The following is a 17,019-nucleotide window of genomic DNA, read 5'->3' on the forward strand; positions in this document are numbered from 1 at the left end:
AAATATCGCATTCTCAGCCAACTTAAAATACAAAGTGACAAAGTGACAATTCCCTTAACTCCTGTAATATGAATAATACAGGTTAAGGTAACGTTTCTATAGCTCTCCATATACAGCATTACTTTCTGAATAAGCGGGTGGAACGCATCAAGGAATTAGGATGAGTTTGTATCCGATTCCCCGCACGTTGACAATGCGGATGCGTTTGTCCTTGGAGAGCTTGTGGCGCAGTTTGGTGATGAAGACGTGCAGGCTGCGGGAGTTGAAGAAGGTGTCGTCTCCCCAGAGGTCGAGCAGGATGTTGCGGGTGTTGACTACCTGGTTGCGGTTTTCGCACAGGCGTTTCAGTATTTGGGCTTCGCGGTGGGAGAGTTCTACTTCTGTTGCGGTATGGGAAGCTTCTTCTGTTGCGGCATGAGAGGAAGCTATTCCGGCATGGGAGGGAGTTTCTGCCGCTGCGGTATGTGAGAGTATTTGTGTGGCGGAGTTGAAGTGGTATTCGCCTATCCCGAAGCAGGTTTCTTCCTGTTTGGGGGCTTCTTTGAAAGTGAATGCTTTGCCTGCTAATGCCTTGATGCGTACGATGAGTTCCTGCATACCGAAGGGCTTTTTCAGGTAATCGTTTGCGCCGAGTTCGAAGCCTTCTACTACGTCGTTGATGGCGGAACGGGCGGTGAGGAAGAGTACGGGGGTTTGTTTGTCCGTTTGGCGGATGTGGCGCACCATGGTGAAACCGTCCATGCGGGGCATCATGACGTCGGCTACGAGCACGTCGGGGCGGAGGTCGAAGAAGAGACGCAGGCCTTCTTCGCCGTTGTGGGCGGTGTGGATGATGAAGTTCTGGCTTTCGAGTGTGTCTTTTATAATCATGGCGAGGGTTTGTTCGTCCTCTACCAGTAGTACTTTGATTTTGTTCATATTGTTAATTGGGTTTTAAAACAAATCATATTGTGTATTTAATGTAAGCCACGATGTGCATTCGGAATGAGCCGCGATGTGTATTCAGAATAAGCTACGATGTATTCGGAACAAGCCGCGATGTTATCCTCAGATGCGGATTGTAAATGTACTTCCTTTCCCCGGTACGCTGTTCACGGTTACGGTGCCGTTGTGCCGGTCTATCATGGTTTTCACGTAGAAGAGTCCCAGACCGTAGCCTTTCGTATCGTGCAGGTTTCCTGTCGGTATCCGGTAGAATTTGTCGAAGATGAGTGACTGCTTGTCGGCGGGAATGCCTGTGCCGTGGTCGGTGACGGAGATTTCTACTTGACTTGCTTCTGCCTTCGGGTAACTTGCTTCCGCCTTCAAACAATTTGCTTCTGTCTTTAAGCAACCCGCTTCTGTCTTCAAACAACTTGCTTCCGTCCTGCAGCAGCGGATTTCGATGTCGGCTGCTACGGGAGAGTACTTGATGGCGTTGTCTATCAGGTTGCTGAGGATGTTGCTGAAGTGGGTGCGGTCGGCGGTTACGGTCAGGTCTTGGGGCCGGATGTGGAGGCGGACTTCTACGGGTTTGCCTGCTTTGAGCTTGTGCTGCTCGATGAGGGGTGGGAAGAGGTCGCACAGCGGGAGCGCTTCGGGATGCAGGCGGAATGTTTCGCGACGTTCCATGCTCATGGAGAGTATCTGTTCTACGAGCCGGCTGAGGCGTTGCAGTTGCTGCTGGCAGATGGTGAGGTATTTGTTGCGTTGTTGCGGGTCGGCGGCGAGGTTGAAGTTGAGCAGTGCATCGTTGGCGGCGTAGGCTACGGCGATGGGGGTTTTGAGTTCGTGGGTGATGTTGTTGGTGAAGTCGCTTTTCATTTCTTCGAGTGTCTTCTGGCGCAGGATGGTGTGGATGAGGAACCAGAAGGAGAGGCTGAGTATGAGGAGGATGATGAGGGATGTGGCGAGGATGCCGCTCATCTGCCGTAGTATGATGTGGTCGATGGGTTCCATCGTAAGGCGGTAGGACTGGTGGGAGTGGATGTCGAATGTGTAGTTGTATTGCTTAGCCTGCTTGCCGGGCAGGTAGGTGGAGTCGCCGGCAAGGGCTATGGTGTCGGTGAATACGAGTGTGGAGTCGAGGTTGGCACCGGTGTGAAGGCGCTCCAGGCGGTGGGGGATGAGGATGCCTTTCTCGCGCAGGAGGTGGGTGAGGATGCTGTCGTAGGCGGCGATGTCCGGGTCGGAGAGATGGTCTATGCCCGAGTGTATGCCGCGCTGGAGGAAGGCGGCGAGTTCAGCCATCGTGTCCCGGTTGCGCAGCATGAGGTTCAGTCCGTTGTCGGTTCTGAGGGAGGCGTAGGGTTCGGCTGCGTCGGCGGCGGTGTCCTGGTGTACGGTGGTGCTGCTGCGGACGAAGGTCTTCCCCGTGTCCGACTCGTATCCGGCGGAAACGTTCACTTCGCCGTGTTGCTCATTGGCCTCGCGCATGCGTTCTATGCGGAGCATCATTTCCTTGTAATCGCTCATGCGCATGGCTTCCACGATGCTTTGTTCGAGGTCGCGTTTCATGGTGCGGTATAATCCCGTGAGCCAGTATGCCTGGTAGGCGAAGATGCCGAGCAGGGAAGTGATGACGAGTGTGGCGATGAGTCTGAAAGGTAGTTTCATGCAATCCTCCTGTGCGTTAATTATGAGGAAACAAAGATAGGAAAGATTACCGATGGGCGGATAAGTGATAAGACTAAATAACAGTTCTGGTAACAGTAGATAAGACTTCGTAAGTGGGGGATAACATAAAGTCCGGCAGATTTCCACGTTCTTTGCCGTGCAGAAGCGCAAGAGGGGGCGTACTGTACAGGCATCTTGTACTGTTCAGACCTCCTTAACTCCTGATTCGCATGAATAATAACGAACTATTTAAAACCAAACGAACATGAAACGTAATCCCTTTCTCCCCCTGATGATGCTTTGCATCCTGAACACCTCCCTCTCCGCACAGGAGCGGCCTGCAAACCCCGACCCGGCACGCGACGAACGAGTTCTCAGCGCCGACAGCCTTATCACCACCGACGCCCCTCTGGACAGTCTTTACCAATCCCTCCCCGAAGTCATGATTACCGGACAGCGCCCCATCGTGAAAGCCGAGCCGGGCAAGCTGGTATACGACCTCCCTCGGCTCATCCTTAACCTCCCCGTCGACAACGCCTACGATGCCCTGAAGCACCTTCCCGGCGTAACCGAAATGAACGGCGCACTAACCCTGGCAGGGCGAAGCGTGACCATAGTGCTGGACGGTAAAGTAACTACCATGTCCCCCGAACAGCTCTACACTCTGTTGCAAACCATCCCCGCCGGCCGCATCCAGACAGCCGAAGTGATGTACAACGCCCCCGCACACTATCAGGTGCGCGGCGCACTCATCAACATTACACTGCTGCAATCCACCTCCTCCTCTCCATCCTGGCAAGGTGAAGCCTACGCACACTACCGGCAGAAGTACTACGAAAACTTCAACCAACGTGCCAGCCTGATATACAACCGCCGCCGCTTCTCCGCCGATTTCCTCTACTCGCACACCCACGGACGCGGTTATGTCCTCACCAACAAAGAAGCCCTGCACTCACAGGCCGATGGCTCCGTGCACCACATCACCACCCACGAAGCAGGCCGCAGCCGCTCGCACACCCACAGCTTCCGCCTCGGCGCCGATTATAACATCGCCGACGCCCACCGGTTGAGTCTCGTCTACAACGGAAGCTACACCACCTACCACAGCCTGATGGACATCTCCGGCACACAGCAATCCCACACCCTCAGCAATAGCCGCAACTATCTGCACAACGCCCGCTTCGACTACCTCACCCCCTTCGGACTGAAAGCCGGAGCCGAACTGACGTATTACCATTCGCCCACCAACCAACTGCTGCACAGCGTCATGCACACCGACGAGCGGGCTGCGCATGGCGATGCACTTGCCTCTCATACTGATGCCCTCGCTTCTCATGCTGATGCACCTGCCTCTCATGCTGATACACCTGCCTCTCATGCCAATACACTCTCCTTTTATACCAAAAACAGCCAGCGCATCAACCGCTGGAAGTTCTTTCTTGCCCAGGAGCATACTCTGAAACATGGCTGGGGACTGAACTACGGCGCCATCTACACCACCAGCATCGACCACAGCTACCAGTATTACTATGACACGGCGGACGGATATTCCCATGCCCCGGCAGATGACTCCCATGCCCCGGCAGACGAAGGTGCTACTCCGGGTAACTCTCCCGCCATTCCCGGCGACATGGCATCCCGCCATCGCGAGCAAACTCTCAACCTCTATGCCGGCTTCAGCAAAACCCTCGGCAGCAACCTCTCCCTCGACGTTTCCCTTGCCGTGGAACATTACCGGACGCCCGTCTGGAATCAGTGGGACTGGTATCCCACCATCAACCTCAGCTACGTACCCTCACCCGCACAAGTCTGGCAGCTTGCCCTGAGCAGTGATAAACGCTATCCCGATTATTGGGTTGTGCAAGATGCCGTCTCCTACCTGGGCGGCGGGTATTCAGAGATACACGGCAATCCTTTCCTGAAACCTGCGCAGCAATATCAACTCCAACTGACGCATGTCCTGAAGAGCAAATACATCTTCAGCGCCTGGTTCACCCATACGAAGGATTACGCTATCCAAACCCTTTATCAATCGCCCGACCGTCTGGTAGAAATCTACAAATACCTCAACTTCAACTACCAGCAACAGGCAGGTTTGCAGGCATCCATACCGTTCAACGTTAAGCAGTGGCTCAACTCCCGTCTCACCCTGATGGGTATATGGCACCAAGAGCGCGATGACGACTTCTGGGACATCCCCTTCAACCGTCGCATCTGCTACGGCATAGTCTCTCTTACCAATACCTTCACCCTTTCCTCAAAGCCCGACTTAAGGCTCACCCTCACCGGCCAGGCTATAAGCAAAGCCACACAGGGCATTTACGATTTGCCCCCGTCTGGCCATGTGAATGCAGCGTTGCGTTATGGGTTTGCCGGCGGAAAGTCCATTCTCAACCTCTACTGTAACGACATCTTCGAGACGGGACAGATAAAACCACGCATCCGCTTCGGCACGCAGCATGTGACGAATAATTATAGCTGCTTCCGCGAGTTCGGCATATCGTTTACGTATAAGTTCGGTGGATATAAGGAAAAGGAGAGGGAGGAGGTGGATACGTCGCGGTTTAAAAATTAGCGAAGCGGAGCTTCGCAAGTTGAATTATGAATTATGAATTTTGAATTATGAATGGTTACGCAATCGTGCTGCATAGCCATTCATAATTCATAATTCAAAATTCATAATTAATTTAGCGCGTAGAGCTAAATTCTCTGTTGGAATTTCAACAACCCGGTATGGATACTTTCCACGAACAGTCCCTGCTTCCTCCCATTCAAGGTATTCATATTCTTGTTGGTAAGTTACGCGTGAATAGTCATTTCTTATCTGGGAAATGGCCTGCACGATATTACTTACAATAAAAATATAGTCTGCATAAGATGAATTATCACTAATATAATACTTAATGTGATAATCCGGAGTGGACAGAATCAATTGCCGGATAAAGTCTCCAAAATCATTCCACTCAATTTTGATATCATCAAAAAGGATTTCACCGTTTTCCAATACATGCAATTCAGAGACATGCTTTGCAGAGTTGAGTTCTTCTTGCAAGTCCTGCCATATATCGGTATCGGCAAAATACCGGCCGGTATATAAAGGGAATGCCAAGTGAGTATAATACCTATCGTCATATTCTCGTATAGGAGGCATGACAGCATACTGTATCCGATTAACACCTAATTCTGCAAGCGACTTTTTCACCTTATTTATATAACTCATTTTTATATCCCGATGGGCGTAAATGACACATGGCTCATACAACATTTCTTCCATGATATTTTGATTCCAGCAGGCAATACACTTTTTCAGGCTATCAAGTGATATCTGTTCTCTTTTATCAGTCCCTGTTCTCCCCCAATGATCAATGAAAAGAAGAGGTTTACCATCAGCAGGATTGTTTTTATCTTCTGCAATCCATAAACTGACATTGCGCCTCGCCTCACTATTCATTCGTTCGGTATATACAGCTTCAGGCAATTGTAAACGATAAGCATAATATATATTCTTACTAAGAATTATCCGGTTGATACTCTCATAATCAATCAGATTTATTCGGGATAATCCTAAAGATAGAACAGACAACAAAACGGCAGAAACCAGCATCCACCTGAAACTCTTTCCATTGAACAGACGCCTGATATTCATCCAGGAATGGCAAAAAAGCATGATAACGATAGGAATGAAAACATACTGATAGCCTGAGAAAGTTTGTATCATATAAATTCCTCCCCCCATAGTAGAACCAATACCCAACACAAACACGTATACCAACCGCGAAAACCAGCTAAGAAAATAAGTATTCATACTCCGTTGGTCATTGACAATAGTCCTCATCCGTGGAGCATGTTTCCCAAGCCTCCTGAGTGGGGCTTCAAACCAATAAGTGAAACAAAGAGATTGTCCTAATATAGTAGCGATATATGCAAAAATGAAATTTAAAAAGCTCACCGTACTATCCGATAATACTAAGACATCGTAGTTTTCCGTCATAAAGAAAAGGATGCGCAAAGCTTCCCGGCAAACATACAAGAAAGCATAAAAACAAATAGCAAACAAAACTCCGGCAATAATACCTGTTATTAACCTGCCACGTGGTATGGCAGGCAAGTTGGAGTAGGCATGCAAATGTTTATGTCTCAGCGCCATGTCGTATAAGTTATAGTAATGATATCCTTCAAAGAAAATATTTCTCCATATCCGGAAAGTTAGTAACTTTACAAAGTTAATGATTATCAGCTATAACATTCTGATATCGCATTAAAATATTCACGCAGAAAAGAAGTCTAATATGAAAACTGTATTCCCCAACAAAAAAGAAAGAGTAAGGTTAATTCCGTACATAGAAATCATCATAGGAACAATCCTGTTCAGTTGGGAAGTTTTTGGCTACATAACTTTATACTCTACGGCTGAGGTTGATGAAATGTTTGGAGGTATTGTTGACTTCTTTAAATATAAAGAAAATACATATAGTCCGGCTTTCTTATGGTCAATCCTGCACCACCTTTCTACTAAAAACATCGGGTGACTACAAATCACTTGCAGTCACCCGACATTTTCATTTTTCGTATTAACGAACTGTTAGTAAAGAGAGAATTTATGTTTTATTTCATAGGTTCCACAGTGTAACCTTGTTGTTTCAACAAATTCAATACACCATTTGTTCCCGGAAGGTGTCCGGCGCCAACAACAAAGAGAGTGGAAGCGTCTTTCATGATGGCAGGCATCTTTTCAATCCATGCTTTGTTACGATTATCCATCAAGGCTTCCATTTCTCCCGGCAACGGGTCGCAGGAATTGCCGTCACGTTCTTCCATCAGTTTCAGAAGTTCGTCCAGTTTTTGTGCTTTATATAATTCATTCATTCGTTTGGTTTGGTCCATTGCCTTATCTATGTCACTAACGAGGCAGTAAAGCAAATTTGCCTGGCGTTGCAATGTGGGGCCATTAAAAAGTATCTCCAATTGCGACTGCGGAGTTTCCAGACCACCGACTTTCTTACCGTTCTGTATAGCTTGCTGTTGGAAGTAACCATCCAATTGCTCTTGCGGATTGAAACCACCGAGATGTTTCATACAAAACATTAGAGTTAATTGCTGGGTGATTAACACAGGTTTTATTTTTGCCAGCATGGCAATATCTGCCATCAGGTTTTCTTTTACCGCTTTGCTTATTACTTCATATTGTTCGGGAGTGAAAAGGGTTTGGAGAGTAGTATCACCCGGCATTACTATATATTGCTGCATTGTTTGCATAAATTCGGGGGACATCATCTCGGACATGATAACTTCACCGTAAACTTGTGAGCTATTCTCCATCGCTTCCGGTAATCCGGCAATGCTATCTTTTATGCTTAGTGGTATCATGTGATGAGTACCTATAATATAAGACGGTTTTTCCTGTCCGTTACCGGAAATTTTCCACAATAATTGTGCATTAGCATTTAGCGTAATGCTGATGAAGAAAAGAATGCCTAAAATCTTTTTCATTGTTTTTTCTTTTTAAAAGTTTACTCTATTTATAAGTCGAAAAGGGCAGATGAAAATCACATTAGACAGGGAAATATTTTGTGTTCGTTCGCGTACCCATTCCTGCCGGGATTAGGGATACTTATGCAGATAAGCATATCTTTTTTTATTTAATTCTGCCGCCGCGAAGCCAGTGTTTGGTATAGTATTGCTCACGGAGGTTACTGACAATGACTCCGTTGCTGGTACTGGCATGAACGAATTTCCCATTTTTGAGATAGATGCCTACGTGTGCAACCTTCTTCTTTGATGCGCGGCTGGTGAAGAATACCAAGTCTCCCTCACGCAATTTGCGTCGGGAGACTTTGGACGATTCTTTAAGTTGCCCGTCAGTACTTCTGGACAGGCTAATATTATATACTTTCTTATAGAGTTGCGAAACCATACCGGAACAGTCTGTGCCACGTTTGCTGTTACCGCCCGACCGGTAAGGAACACCAATCCATTCGGCGGCGGCGATATACAGTGCATGATTATCTTTTCGGTCTATCTCCATCCCAAGGCGGTCGGAAGCCTTTGCCAACACTTTATAGTCGAGGCGTGGCGTTGAGGTTCGGCATGAACTTAGCCCCAGTGCCAATCCGGTAAGTGCAACTATATAAATAAGGTATTTCCTCATTCCTCCTGCTCTTCTTTGATTTCTTCTTCCACTCTTATATTGAAGTAGTCTTCAAGCTCTTTTTCCGCCGAATTGTTCTCATTCCGGATGTCACGTATAATCACTCCATTTTCCAATAAAGCGATGCGAGGGCATACATCTACCGTATGGTTCAGGTTGTGACTGGAGATGATAACCGTAGCCTGGTGATCCTCGTTGTATTTCTTCAACAGATACTTGATGATGGATTGCGAACTTGGGTCGAGAAAGTTAAACGGTTCATCCAGAATCAGTAATTGCGGATGATGCAGCATGGCGGAAATAATTCCGATCTTCTGTTTGTTTCCTGCCGAGAAGTTACGTATAAACTTCTTTTGCCCTATAACTTCATTGTTCATGAAACGTTCAAAGGGAAGCAAGCGTTCGTCAACTTCTTCTTTCTTCAGTCCATACATTTTGCCGATGAAGTAGAAATACTCTTCCGGAGTAAGATAGTCAATCAGGAAACCGTCGTCAATGAAAGCGCCGGTAAACCTTTTCCAGTCTTCACTTTTGCATACATCAATGTCGTTGATGGTCACATTGCCTTTATCGGCTTGCAACAAATCCAGTATCAGCCGGAAGAGGGTGGTCTTACCCGCCCCGTTATTACCTACCAAGCCCAGCATGTCACCTTGTCCGATGGCATATTTTTCAATATCTACGGCTTTCTTTTCACCGAAGTTCTTTTGGAGATTATTGATTTGTATCATATAATTTGTCGTTTAATAATTCGTAGTTATTACTGTCTGCTATCTCTGAATCCTTCCATATTCTTGTAACGGCGCTTCATGAAACGCAGATAAACATTCTTCAGCCAAAGGTTGGAGGTCAGAATAAACCCTCCGCCTATGGCAATCAGCGTCCATGAAGTGGCGGTTTGCCCGATAGTCAGATTCAACAGATAGTTCATTATCAAAGGCACACCAAAGGCTGCACCGGCAATCAGATTCTGTAATCCGGTTCCTACGTTCTGGCGACTGCTCATTTTGGCATTCAAGTCAACGGTCTTGTTGTTGTATATAGCCATCTGGAACATGCAAAAGTAGATAAATCCTATGCTGAATATCGCCCAGGATACACATGTCAGCAACGTTAGTTTGCCCGTAGCAATGGCGGGTATCATCAGTATGAGAGGAACAAGGATGGCAATGCCGTAAACGGTGTATTTGGCACGGAGCAACGTGTATATTGATTCCTTGCGGCTCATTAATCCGTCGATATAATTCCCTTCATAGCTCATGAGAGAGGATAAGAACAGGATACCGAAAATTACGAAGTTATATATGACAATGAAGTTCTTCATGCCTCTTCCGTCATAAACTTCCGTGAAACTAAGTACAAGACTGAAAGCCACTACTACGAGAATAACCGTGCGCAATGCGTTCTTGCAGACCTTATTACGAAGCAATAACTTTAGTTCCAAGCGCATATATTCGCCCACTTCACCGTAGTGGTCCAGGAATTTGTACTCAGATACATGTTTTACTTTCGTATCTTCTACCTTATTGATTTCATTATAAATCAGTCCCTTCATCATTGTGCGGTTGATGAACCACATTACGGCGATAGCAATGAAAATTCCGATGAATGTCAACAGGTTCCCCTGTATGAGGCCCTCTCCCAAATTGACGGACAAGTCAAACAGCGGACTCTTCTCCGGAATGAATAGACCTGCTATAATACCGCCGTAGACTACGACAGGAAGTGTGACCCACCACAACCGTTCTCCGATAAGTGTGCGGCATAGTAAGAACCAATAATTATTGAATACGATAAGCAGCCAGATGCCGATGCAGTAAGTCAGTACGCCTGCAATGCCATAAAACTTAGTAATAGTAATAATGGCAAATGGAACAAACAGGAATAACCAGATGAAGTTAAACCCGTTCAACCCGGAGCGTATCAACAGGAAATCGATAATCCGGTTTCTTTTAACCGGTATCAACAGATATGGTTTTACCTCCTGTGTGGGCGTTTTCTGGAATGGGAAACGCAACAGAAAGTCGAGGATTAGTACAAAGATTAATCCACTGTTCATTACATGGTAGGCTTCTTTTGCCCCACCGGCGAATGCAAATGCGAATGTAGTGCCGAAGAAGATAAGATAACCAGCCCAGAATGTAGTCATAATGTACATCCAGAATTTTCCGAATTTACTCTTTTCGTACATTGGGTTTCGCTTCTCTGATAACTTCCCATGTTTACGTAATTCTATAAAAAGACCCATTGTATTAAATGATTTGAGTGTTTTTATTCTTTTTCCGGACTAATCATTGAGACTTCAACCTCATTTTTCTGCTTGAATAAATCATTGGCAAATTTTTGCACATCCTTTGCTGTGATGCCGTTGATTGTCTGCGTGTAGTCATTAACTCTATTCATACCGGTGTACAAGTATTCGTCAATGCTTCCCAGCCAATAACTGTTTTCTTTCAGATCCTCGGCATGTTTCTTCAGCATGAACTCTTTCACTTTATTCAGGTTCTCTTCAGTTGGGCCTGCATTGGCAAGATTGTCCATTTCACCAAAGATAATCTTCATCAGTTTTTCTCTTTTTGAAGGAGAGGTTTCAAATACAATCTGTACTCCGCCTCTCTCTTTGGGATATTTGGATAAGTTTCCGCCTACGTACACACCATAAGTTCCGCCTTCGTCCTCACGCACCTTTTCAGTATAAATCAAGTTCAGAATCTGAGTGGTCATACTTAGCAGGATGTTATTCTTCAGGTTGTACTTGCAGTCTCCGGTGATGGCAACAAAGTTAGAAGCTTTGGCAGTTTCCTGTTCGCGGATAAACTCGTTCTTGTATACACCTTTGCGGATTTCCTGCTTATTGTCTTTGAAAGTTTCCTTACGGTTGATGGCAGGCAGCGCGCCCAGGTAGGCGGCTATAAGCGGTTTCATTTCTTCTACATCCACATTGCCCACAAAGATAAAGGTAAAGTCACTGGCGTCTTTGTAGCGGTCATTGTACATTGACAGGAGCTTGTCATAGTTCATCTGATCCATCATGTCAGCTTTCAGGCGAATGGAACGCGGATGTCCCATATCTAAAGCATACGTGATACTGTCGCTGAAAGCCACGTTCGGATTCATCGCTTGATTCTGCAATGCAGCTTTGTTACGGTTTACATACGATGCGAAGGCTTCGTCGTCGCGGCGCGGAGCAGTGAATGTCAGATAGGTGAGTTGCATCATGGTTTCAAAATCCTTTGGAGAACAGTTGCCGTTCACCGTTTCCGTCTTGTCACCGATGCCGTAGCTAACGGATGCTTTTTTGCCTGCCAATACCTTCTCCAGGTCGGTAGCGCTGAAATTACCTAAACCGCCGACTGACACAGCGCCCAAGCCATTGATGTTGATGATTTCCGAATCCGGGAATATAGAACTACCTCCCAAGCTTACACCTTTCATCAGAATCTGGTCTGCTTTGAAATCAGTCTTTTTGATAATTACTTTTACGCCATTGGATAAAGTCAACCTGGTGGTGCCAAATACATCGTCCGTCTGCTCGGAAACTATCTTCCCGCCTTCCGGAGCTTCTTTCATCAGTGGCTCGTCTGATACTTTATCAACATAAGGGGTCAGCTCTTCAGCTTTTACGTCTTGCAAAATCTTCTTGATGGCATCTTCCGTAGGCAGTTTCAAGCCTTCTTTCTCAGGGCCGAAAATAGCGACTACCTGGTTGCTGTCTGTTACAAGCGTTGGCATTATCTGATTCAGAACCTGTACCGGGATGGCGGGAGCAATCTGGTTGATGATGGCATATTCGTTTTCAATGCCCGGTATGGGTTCATTATCAAGGAAGTTGCGTACATATTGATTTACGTAAGCATTATTTTTGCGCTTGTCGCGTTCATTGTAGGCTGACTCCAGGTTGCGCAGGTATTCGGCGCGGGCGCGGTTGTATTCTGTTTCCGTAAAACCGAACTTGCGTGCGCGTTCCATTTCGCGAAGCAAGGTTGCAAGTCCGTTTTCTACAGCATCTTCTTTGCAGACTGCGACACCGGTAAATGCCTGTTTGGTTTTTGCTACAAAGAAGTCTCCATCATAGGCTCCGGCATAAATGTACGGCGGGTTAGCCACCTGAATCAGTTCGTTCAGACGGGCATTCAACATGTTACCGATAAGGCTGGTGGCATAGTTGTGTACCAGATACATGACATTACCTTTCTGGTCATCGGGAGTAGCTTCATGCTTGTTGAAGATGATAGCCTGAATATTGGATTGTTCTTTATCCCGGGCAATCATTACAATAGGTTCTTTATTGTCGTTTACCGGATAGTATTCGCGCTTGGCAGCATTGGGTTGAGCCGGAATATCGGAGAATACTTCCTTGATTTTGGCCTCGATGGCATCTACATCTATATCGCCTACTACGACAATGCCTTGCAAATCGGGGCGATACCATTTCTCATAATAGTCTCTCAAGGTTTGCGGCTTGAAATTCATTATTACTTCCATTGTGCCGATGGGGAAACAAGTAGCATACTTGGTACCGGCAAACATAAAAGGAAGCAACTTTTCCTGAAAGCGTTGCATAGCGCTCATGCGTGTGCGCCATTCTTCGTTGATAACTCCGCGTTCTTTATCTATTTCCTTAACGTCCAGGGTCAGGTCATTGCTCCAGTCGTGAAGAATCAGCAGGCAGGAGTCAATGGCTCCGGCTGTCTTGACAGGAACATTAGAGATGTTGTAAACAGTTTCATCTACCGAAGTATAGGCATTCAGATTCTCGCCGAACTTAACTCCGATGCGTTCCAGATATTGTTTCAGACCATCACCGGGGAAATGGGTGGTACCATTGAAACTCATGTGTTCGAGGAAGTGCGCCAAACCGAGTTGATTTTCTTCTTCCTGTATGGAACCTACTTTCTGGGCAATATAGAAATCAGCCCGGTCGGCAGGAAGGCTATTCTTGCGAATGTAATAGGTTAAACCATTATCCAGTTTGCCGATGCGTACATTCGGGTCAACGGGAATAGGAGGCATTTGCTGTGCAAAAGCCTGTTGTAAACTGCAACATATTACTATTGTTACAACTATTAAACTACGAAATAAATGTCTCATTTTTATGAAATTTAAATTGTTTCTTGTCTTATTTGTCGAAAAGGTAGGGGGTAAATCACAAAAGAGTGATTTTTTTTATATGATTTCAATTCGGTATAATCAATGTAGTCGCTTCATGCATAATGCCGATATCCAATGGGAAATGGCGGTCGAGAATGCGGCCATCCAAATCGACGGAAGCATTTTGCGCACGTAGCACCTTCACTTCCTGCGTCCGGTATGGCATTACTACTTTATGGTTCAGGATTCTTCCCTGGATAAGCATCCACAAACCGGATACAAGTTGCAACAACTCCGGGCGGTAAATAACGGAAACATCCAGCCAGCCATTGTACGGAACCGCGCTCGGCGCTTGCCCGTATCCCCATGCACTGCCGATGCAGACCGTCATGATACGTCCCCGGATATGCTCATCGTTAATTTTCAGATGCATCCGATGAAGTTTCCGTTCAAAGATTAGTGAGATTAGCGCCATGATGTACGACAGGAATTTCACTCCCCAGAAACGTTTGGTCTGATCGGTTATTTTTACGATACGTGCTCCCAGACCTATGTTGATGGCATTGAGGAAATAGCGTGTCACGTGCTTTTTACCGTCGTAGTAGTTACAAAAGCCTACGTCTATTTTTCGGCGGCGATTGTTTATGATGCAGTCTACCGCATCCTTGTATTCCGAAGTCATTTCCCAGTATTTGGCAAAGTCGTTTCCTATACCGTTCGGGATAATGCCGATGGCTATTTCTCCTTTGTCCTCGGCATTGGACGACATGATGCCGTTAATGGCGTCGTTCAGCGCACCATCGCCTCCCACAACGACTATTGTACGGTAACCATTATTGGCGAGAATACCGGCCAGGCGTTCTACGGATCCGAATCCTTCGGACTGCACATAGTCGTATGACACGCTTTTGCTGTCCATGTATTCTTTGATTTCTTTCCATCGTTTCTGTACTTTCCGTGTGCCGGCTTTCGGGTTGTATATCACCCCCCACTTTTCGGGTTTTACACTCATATTGTTTTTTCTTAGTAAAGTCTCTTACATTATCTTTATCTGCATTGCCTTATCCGATACAATGCTTATCCGCACTGCATCTTCCGGCTTTCGGCTTCGTAATCGCCAAAGATACTAAATCTCTTTGAATTTTCTTTGTACAAAAGCAATCTTTTCTTCCATAGGTAGCCGGGCGTCTATCCAATGGATTGTAAATCCGCGCCGTTCCATGCCCCTGAACCAGGTCATTTGCCGCTTGGCGAATTGGTGGATAGCGATTTCCAACTGGCTGAACATTTCCTGGTACGTTAGTTTTCCTATGGCGTAGAGAGTCAGATATTTGTATTCAAGTCCGTAATAGATAAGGTCGTCCGGAGCGATGCCCTGCTCTATCAGCCGGCGTACTTCATCTATCATTCCCTCGTTCAGCCGTTGGTGCAGTCGCCGGGATATCTTTTCGCGGCGTAATTCCCGGTCTATATCCACGCCAATGATGAGGCTGTTCAGCTTGGGAAATTCCCGCTCGTCTACCGGTGTGTGTACGTAATATTCCTCTATCTCAATGGCGCGGATGGCGCGCTTGGCGGTATCCACGTCCGTTGTGTTATGCAGGGTCTTATACTGTTTCAGTATTCCGGTCAGTTCTTCGAGGGATTTATGGGCAAGTTGCGCGCGCAATTCCGGATTCTCGGGAACGGGCAATAGTTTGTATCCTCTCAAAACGGATTCCAGATACATTCCTGTGCCACCGCAAAGAATGGGCAGCTTGCCTTTCTGTTGAATGGTGTTATATGCTGCCAGGAAATCGTGCTGATACTCGAAAACGTTGTATTTATAGCCCGGATCGGCAATATCAATCAGATGGTAGGGAGTTTGTTTCCCGTTCACCGTATAGTCGGCCAAGTCCTTGCCCGTACCGAGGTCCATGCCGCGGTAAATCTGCCGGGAGTCTGCACTAATGATTTCGGTATTGAGAACAGTTGCCAATGCTACGGCGAAGGGAGTTTTTCCGGAAGCGGTAGGTCCTAATATGGCTATCAAATCATAATCAGGCATAAGTAGTCACACGTTTTTTTGCAAAGATATGAAAAAGGAAGTGAAAAAAGCAGGGCAGATTCTTAAATGGTGTTATAAATACACTGTTTTCGCACACAATGCTTGTTAGTCTCGAAAAAACCCGTACCTTTGCAATGTGTTTTTCATAGTATTAGATTTAAGGTTAACAAAGGTTGGAGTACAGCGGTACTCCTTTTTTTATTTATAACGTATCCGATTCTTATTAATAATATATCCGAATTTAAAAACTTAATCGCATGAAAAACCTCATTAATCTACTTATGCCTGTGTTGTTTGTACTAACTGCCTGTACTCAGAATACAACTTCTCCGAAACTGATTGCACTGACTTTTGATGATGGTCCTAATACCACCACTACCGTACATGTGCTCGAAAAGCTGAAAAAACACGTAATTCCTGCGTCTTTCTTTGTTATCGGCAATAACATAGACGAAGAGTCTGCAAAGGTTCTGAAACAGGCATTCGACAGGGGATGCGATATTCAGAACCATTCACGCACTCATTCCAATATGCCCGACTTGTCTGCTGATGAAATCAAGGAAGAGATAAAATATACTTCTGCGAAGATTCGGGAAGTAACGGGAGTGGAGCCTCTGTTTTTTCGCCCGCCGTATATCAGCGTTAGTCCGTTGATGCACGAAGTGATTGATCTGACTTTTATTAATGGTGCCGGATGCTTCGATTGGGATCCTGGAGTTGCAACGGAAGCACGTGCCGCGATGGTTCTGAAAGATGCCGCGGATGGTGGCATCATATTGATGCACGATATGCAGGGTAACCAACAGACGGTTGATGCGCTTGATATTATAATTCCTGAGTTGAAGAAGCAGGGGTTTGAGTTTGTAACAGTCACCGAGCTGTTCAAACGCAGAGGGATTAATCCTCAAAAAAGAACAATGTATAGCAACGTGGCGGATTAATAAAACTAAACACCACCGGCATCTGTCAAAACCGTATCTGTACCTCACCTTCTCCCCACCTTCTCCTTGTCTATAGAGAGGGAGTTGGAGAGGAGTTGGAAAGGAGCAGGTAAGGAGCGGGTAAGGAGCGGATTGCTTTTTCTTAAATGAGAATTTAGCGGTGGAAATGATTAATAGTAGTATCTCTATTCTCCTCC

Annotated in this window: 13 protein-coding genes; 3 read left to right on the plus strand and 10 right to left on the minus strand. The window is 46.2% G+C overall.

Going from position 1 to position 17,019, the window contains the following annotated elements; all coding sequences use genetic code 11:
• Window positions 1-147: 147 nt before the first annotated feature.
• The gene (locus tag B2Z67_RS15370; protein WP_291530720.1) at window positions 148-918 is read right to left on the minus strand and encodes a response regulator transcription factor; all 771 of its coding nucleotides are present in this window, start codon (window positions 916-918) and stop codon (window positions 148-150) included.
• Between the two features lie 129 nt (window positions 919-1,047).
• On the minus strand, window positions 1,048-2,595 hold the full coding sequence (locus B2Z67_RS15375; RefSeq protein WP_291530732.1) for a sensor histidine kinase: 1,548 nt from the start codon (window positions 2,593-2,595) through the stop codon (window positions 1,048-1,050).
• Window positions 2,596-2,860: 265 nt separating this feature from the next.
• Between B2Z67_RS15375 and B2Z67_RS15380 the strand changes: the two genes are divergently transcribed.
• Window positions 2,861-5,170 (plus strand): outer membrane beta-barrel family protein, encoded by a 2,310-nt coding sequence (locus B2Z67_RS15380; protein WP_291530721.1) that lies wholly within the window; start codon window positions 2,861-2,863, stop codon window positions 5,168-5,170.
• A gap of 87 nt (window positions 5,171-5,257) precedes the next feature.
• On the opposite strand, the gene B2Z67_RS15385 is transcribed toward B2Z67_RS15380, so the two are convergent.
• A complete protein-coding gene (locus tag B2Z67_RS15385; protein WP_291530722.1) occupies window positions 5,258-6,742 on the minus strand; it encodes a hypothetical protein in 1,485 nt (494 codons plus the stop codon).
• Window positions 6,743-6,884: 142 nt separating this feature from the next.
• Here B2Z67_RS15385 and B2Z67_RS15390 point away from each other — a divergent pair, with 142 nt between their 5' ends.
• Window positions 6,885-7,124 (plus strand): hypothetical protein, encoded by a 240-nt coding sequence (locus B2Z67_RS15390; RefSeq protein ID WP_291530723.1) that lies wholly within the window; start codon window positions 6,885-6,887, stop codon window positions 7,122-7,124.
• A gap of 76 nt (window positions 7,125-7,200) precedes the next feature.
• Here B2Z67_RS15390 and B2Z67_RS15395 read toward each other — a convergent pair whose 3' ends face one another.
• The 7 genes from B2Z67_RS15395 to miaA all read right to left on the minus strand — a co-directional run bounded on the left by B2Z67_RS15395 (window position 7,201) and on the right by miaA (window position 15,881).
• Window positions 7,201-8,085, minus strand: coding sequence for a TraB/GumN family protein (locus B2Z67_RS15395; RefSeq protein ID WP_291530724.1), 885 nt, complete (start codon window positions 8,083-8,085; stop codon window positions 7,201-7,203).
• Window positions 8,086-8,230: 145 nt separating this feature from the next.
• Window positions 8,231-8,743: a C40 family peptidase gene (locus tag B2Z67_RS15400; protein ID WP_291530725.1), complete on the minus strand. Its 513-nt coding sequence runs from the start codon at window positions 8,741-8,743 to the stop codon at window positions 8,231-8,233.
• Window positions 8,740-9,474: an ABC transporter ATP-binding protein gene (locus B2Z67_RS15405; RefSeq protein WP_291530726.1), complete on the minus strand. Its 735-nt coding sequence runs from the start codon at window positions 9,472-9,474 to the stop codon at window positions 8,740-8,742. Before B2Z67_RS15405 ends, B2Z67_RS15400 begins: the two co-directional genes overlap by 4 nt.
• Window positions 9,475-9,503: 29 nt before the next feature.
• A complete protein-coding gene (locus B2Z67_RS15410) occupies window positions 9,504-10,991 on the minus strand; it encodes a DUF5687 family protein (RefSeq protein WP_291530727.1) in 1,488 nt (495 codons plus the stop codon).
• 23 nt (window positions 10,992-11,014) lie between these two features.
• Window positions 11,015-13,834, minus strand: coding sequence for a M16 family metallopeptidase (locus B2Z67_RS15415; protein WP_291530728.1), 2,820 nt, complete (start codon window positions 13,832-13,834; stop codon window positions 11,015-11,017).
• 85 nt (window positions 13,835-13,919) lie between these two features.
• The gene (locus B2Z67_RS15420; RefSeq protein WP_291530729.1) at window positions 13,920-14,846 is read right to left on the minus strand and encodes a diacylglycerol/lipid kinase family protein; all 927 of its coding nucleotides are present in this window, start codon (window positions 14,844-14,846) and stop codon (window positions 13,920-13,922) included.
• 114 nt (window positions 14,847-14,960) lie between these two features.
• Window positions 14,961-15,881 (minus strand): tRNA (adenosine(37)-N6)-dimethylallyltransferase MiaA, encoded by a 921-nt coding sequence (miaA, locus tag B2Z67_RS15425; protein ID WP_291530730.1) that lies wholly within the window; start codon window positions 15,879-15,881, stop codon window positions 14,961-14,963.
• Between the two features lie 257 nt (window positions 15,882-16,138).
• On the opposite strand from miaA, the gene B2Z67_RS15430 reads away from it, so the two are divergent.
• On the plus strand, window positions 16,139-16,822 hold the full coding sequence (locus B2Z67_RS15430; RefSeq protein WP_291530731.1) for a polysaccharide deacetylase family protein: 684 nt from the start codon (window positions 16,139-16,141) through the stop codon (window positions 16,820-16,822).
• Window positions 16,823-17,019: the final 197 nt, after the last annotated feature.

It is taken from the genome of Bacteroides sp. UBA939, from assembly GCF_002293435.1.
Lineage (GTDB): Bacteria > Bacteroidota > Bacteroidia > Bacteroidales > Bacteroidaceae > Bacteroides.

Excerpts from the sequence above, each read along its gene's own strand:
- B2Z67_RS15400 (WP_291530725.1), bottom strand. The coding sequence starts at position 8,743 with ATGAGGAAATACCTTATTTATATAGTTGCACTTACCGGATTGGCACTG.
- B2Z67_RS15410 (WP_291530727.1), bottom strand. The coding sequence starts at position 10,991 with ATGGGTCTTTTTATAGAATTACGTAAACATGGGAAGTTATCAGAGAAG.
- B2Z67_RS15405 (WP_291530726.1), bottom strand. The coding sequence starts at position 9,474 with ATGATACAAATCAATAATCTCCAAAAGAACTTCGGTGAAAAGAAAGCC.
- B2Z67_RS15390 (WP_291530723.1), top strand. The coding sequence starts at position 6,885 with ATGAAAACTGTATTCCCCAACAAAAAAGAAAGAGTAAGGTTAATTCCG.
- B2Z67_RS15375 (WP_291530732.1), bottom strand. The coding sequence starts at position 2,595 with ATGAAACTACCTTTCAGACTCATCGCCACACTCGTCATCACTTCCCTG.
- B2Z67_RS15420 (WP_291530729.1), bottom strand. The coding sequence starts at position 14,846 with ATGAGTGTAAAACCCGAAAAGTGGGGGGTGATATACAACCCGAAAGCC.
- miaA (WP_291530730.1), bottom strand. The coding sequence starts at position 15,881 with ATGCCTGATTATGATTTGATAGCCATATTAGGACCTACCGCTTCCGGA.
- B2Z67_RS15430 (WP_291530731.1), top strand. The coding sequence starts at position 16,139 with ATGAAAAACCTCATTAATCTACTTATGCCTGTGTTGTTTGTACTAACT.
- B2Z67_RS15370 (WP_291530720.1), bottom strand. The coding sequence starts at position 918 with ATGAACAAAATCAAAGTACTACTGGTAGAGGACGAACAAACCCTCGCC.
- B2Z67_RS15415 (WP_291530728.1), bottom strand. The coding sequence starts at position 13,834 with ATGAGACATTTATTTCGTAGTTTAATAGTTGTAACAATAGTAATATGT.
- B2Z67_RS15385 (WP_291530722.1), bottom strand. The coding sequence starts at position 6,742 with ATGGCGCTGAGACATAAACATTTGCATGCCTACTCCAACTTGCCTGCC.
- B2Z67_RS15395 (WP_291530724.1), bottom strand. The coding sequence starts at position 8,085 with ATGAAAAAGATTTTAGGCATTCTTTTCTTCATCAGCATTACGCTAAAT.
- B2Z67_RS15380 (WP_291530721.1), top strand. The coding sequence starts at position 2,861 with ATGAAACGTAATCCCTTTCTCCCCCTGATGATGCTTTGCATCCTGAAC.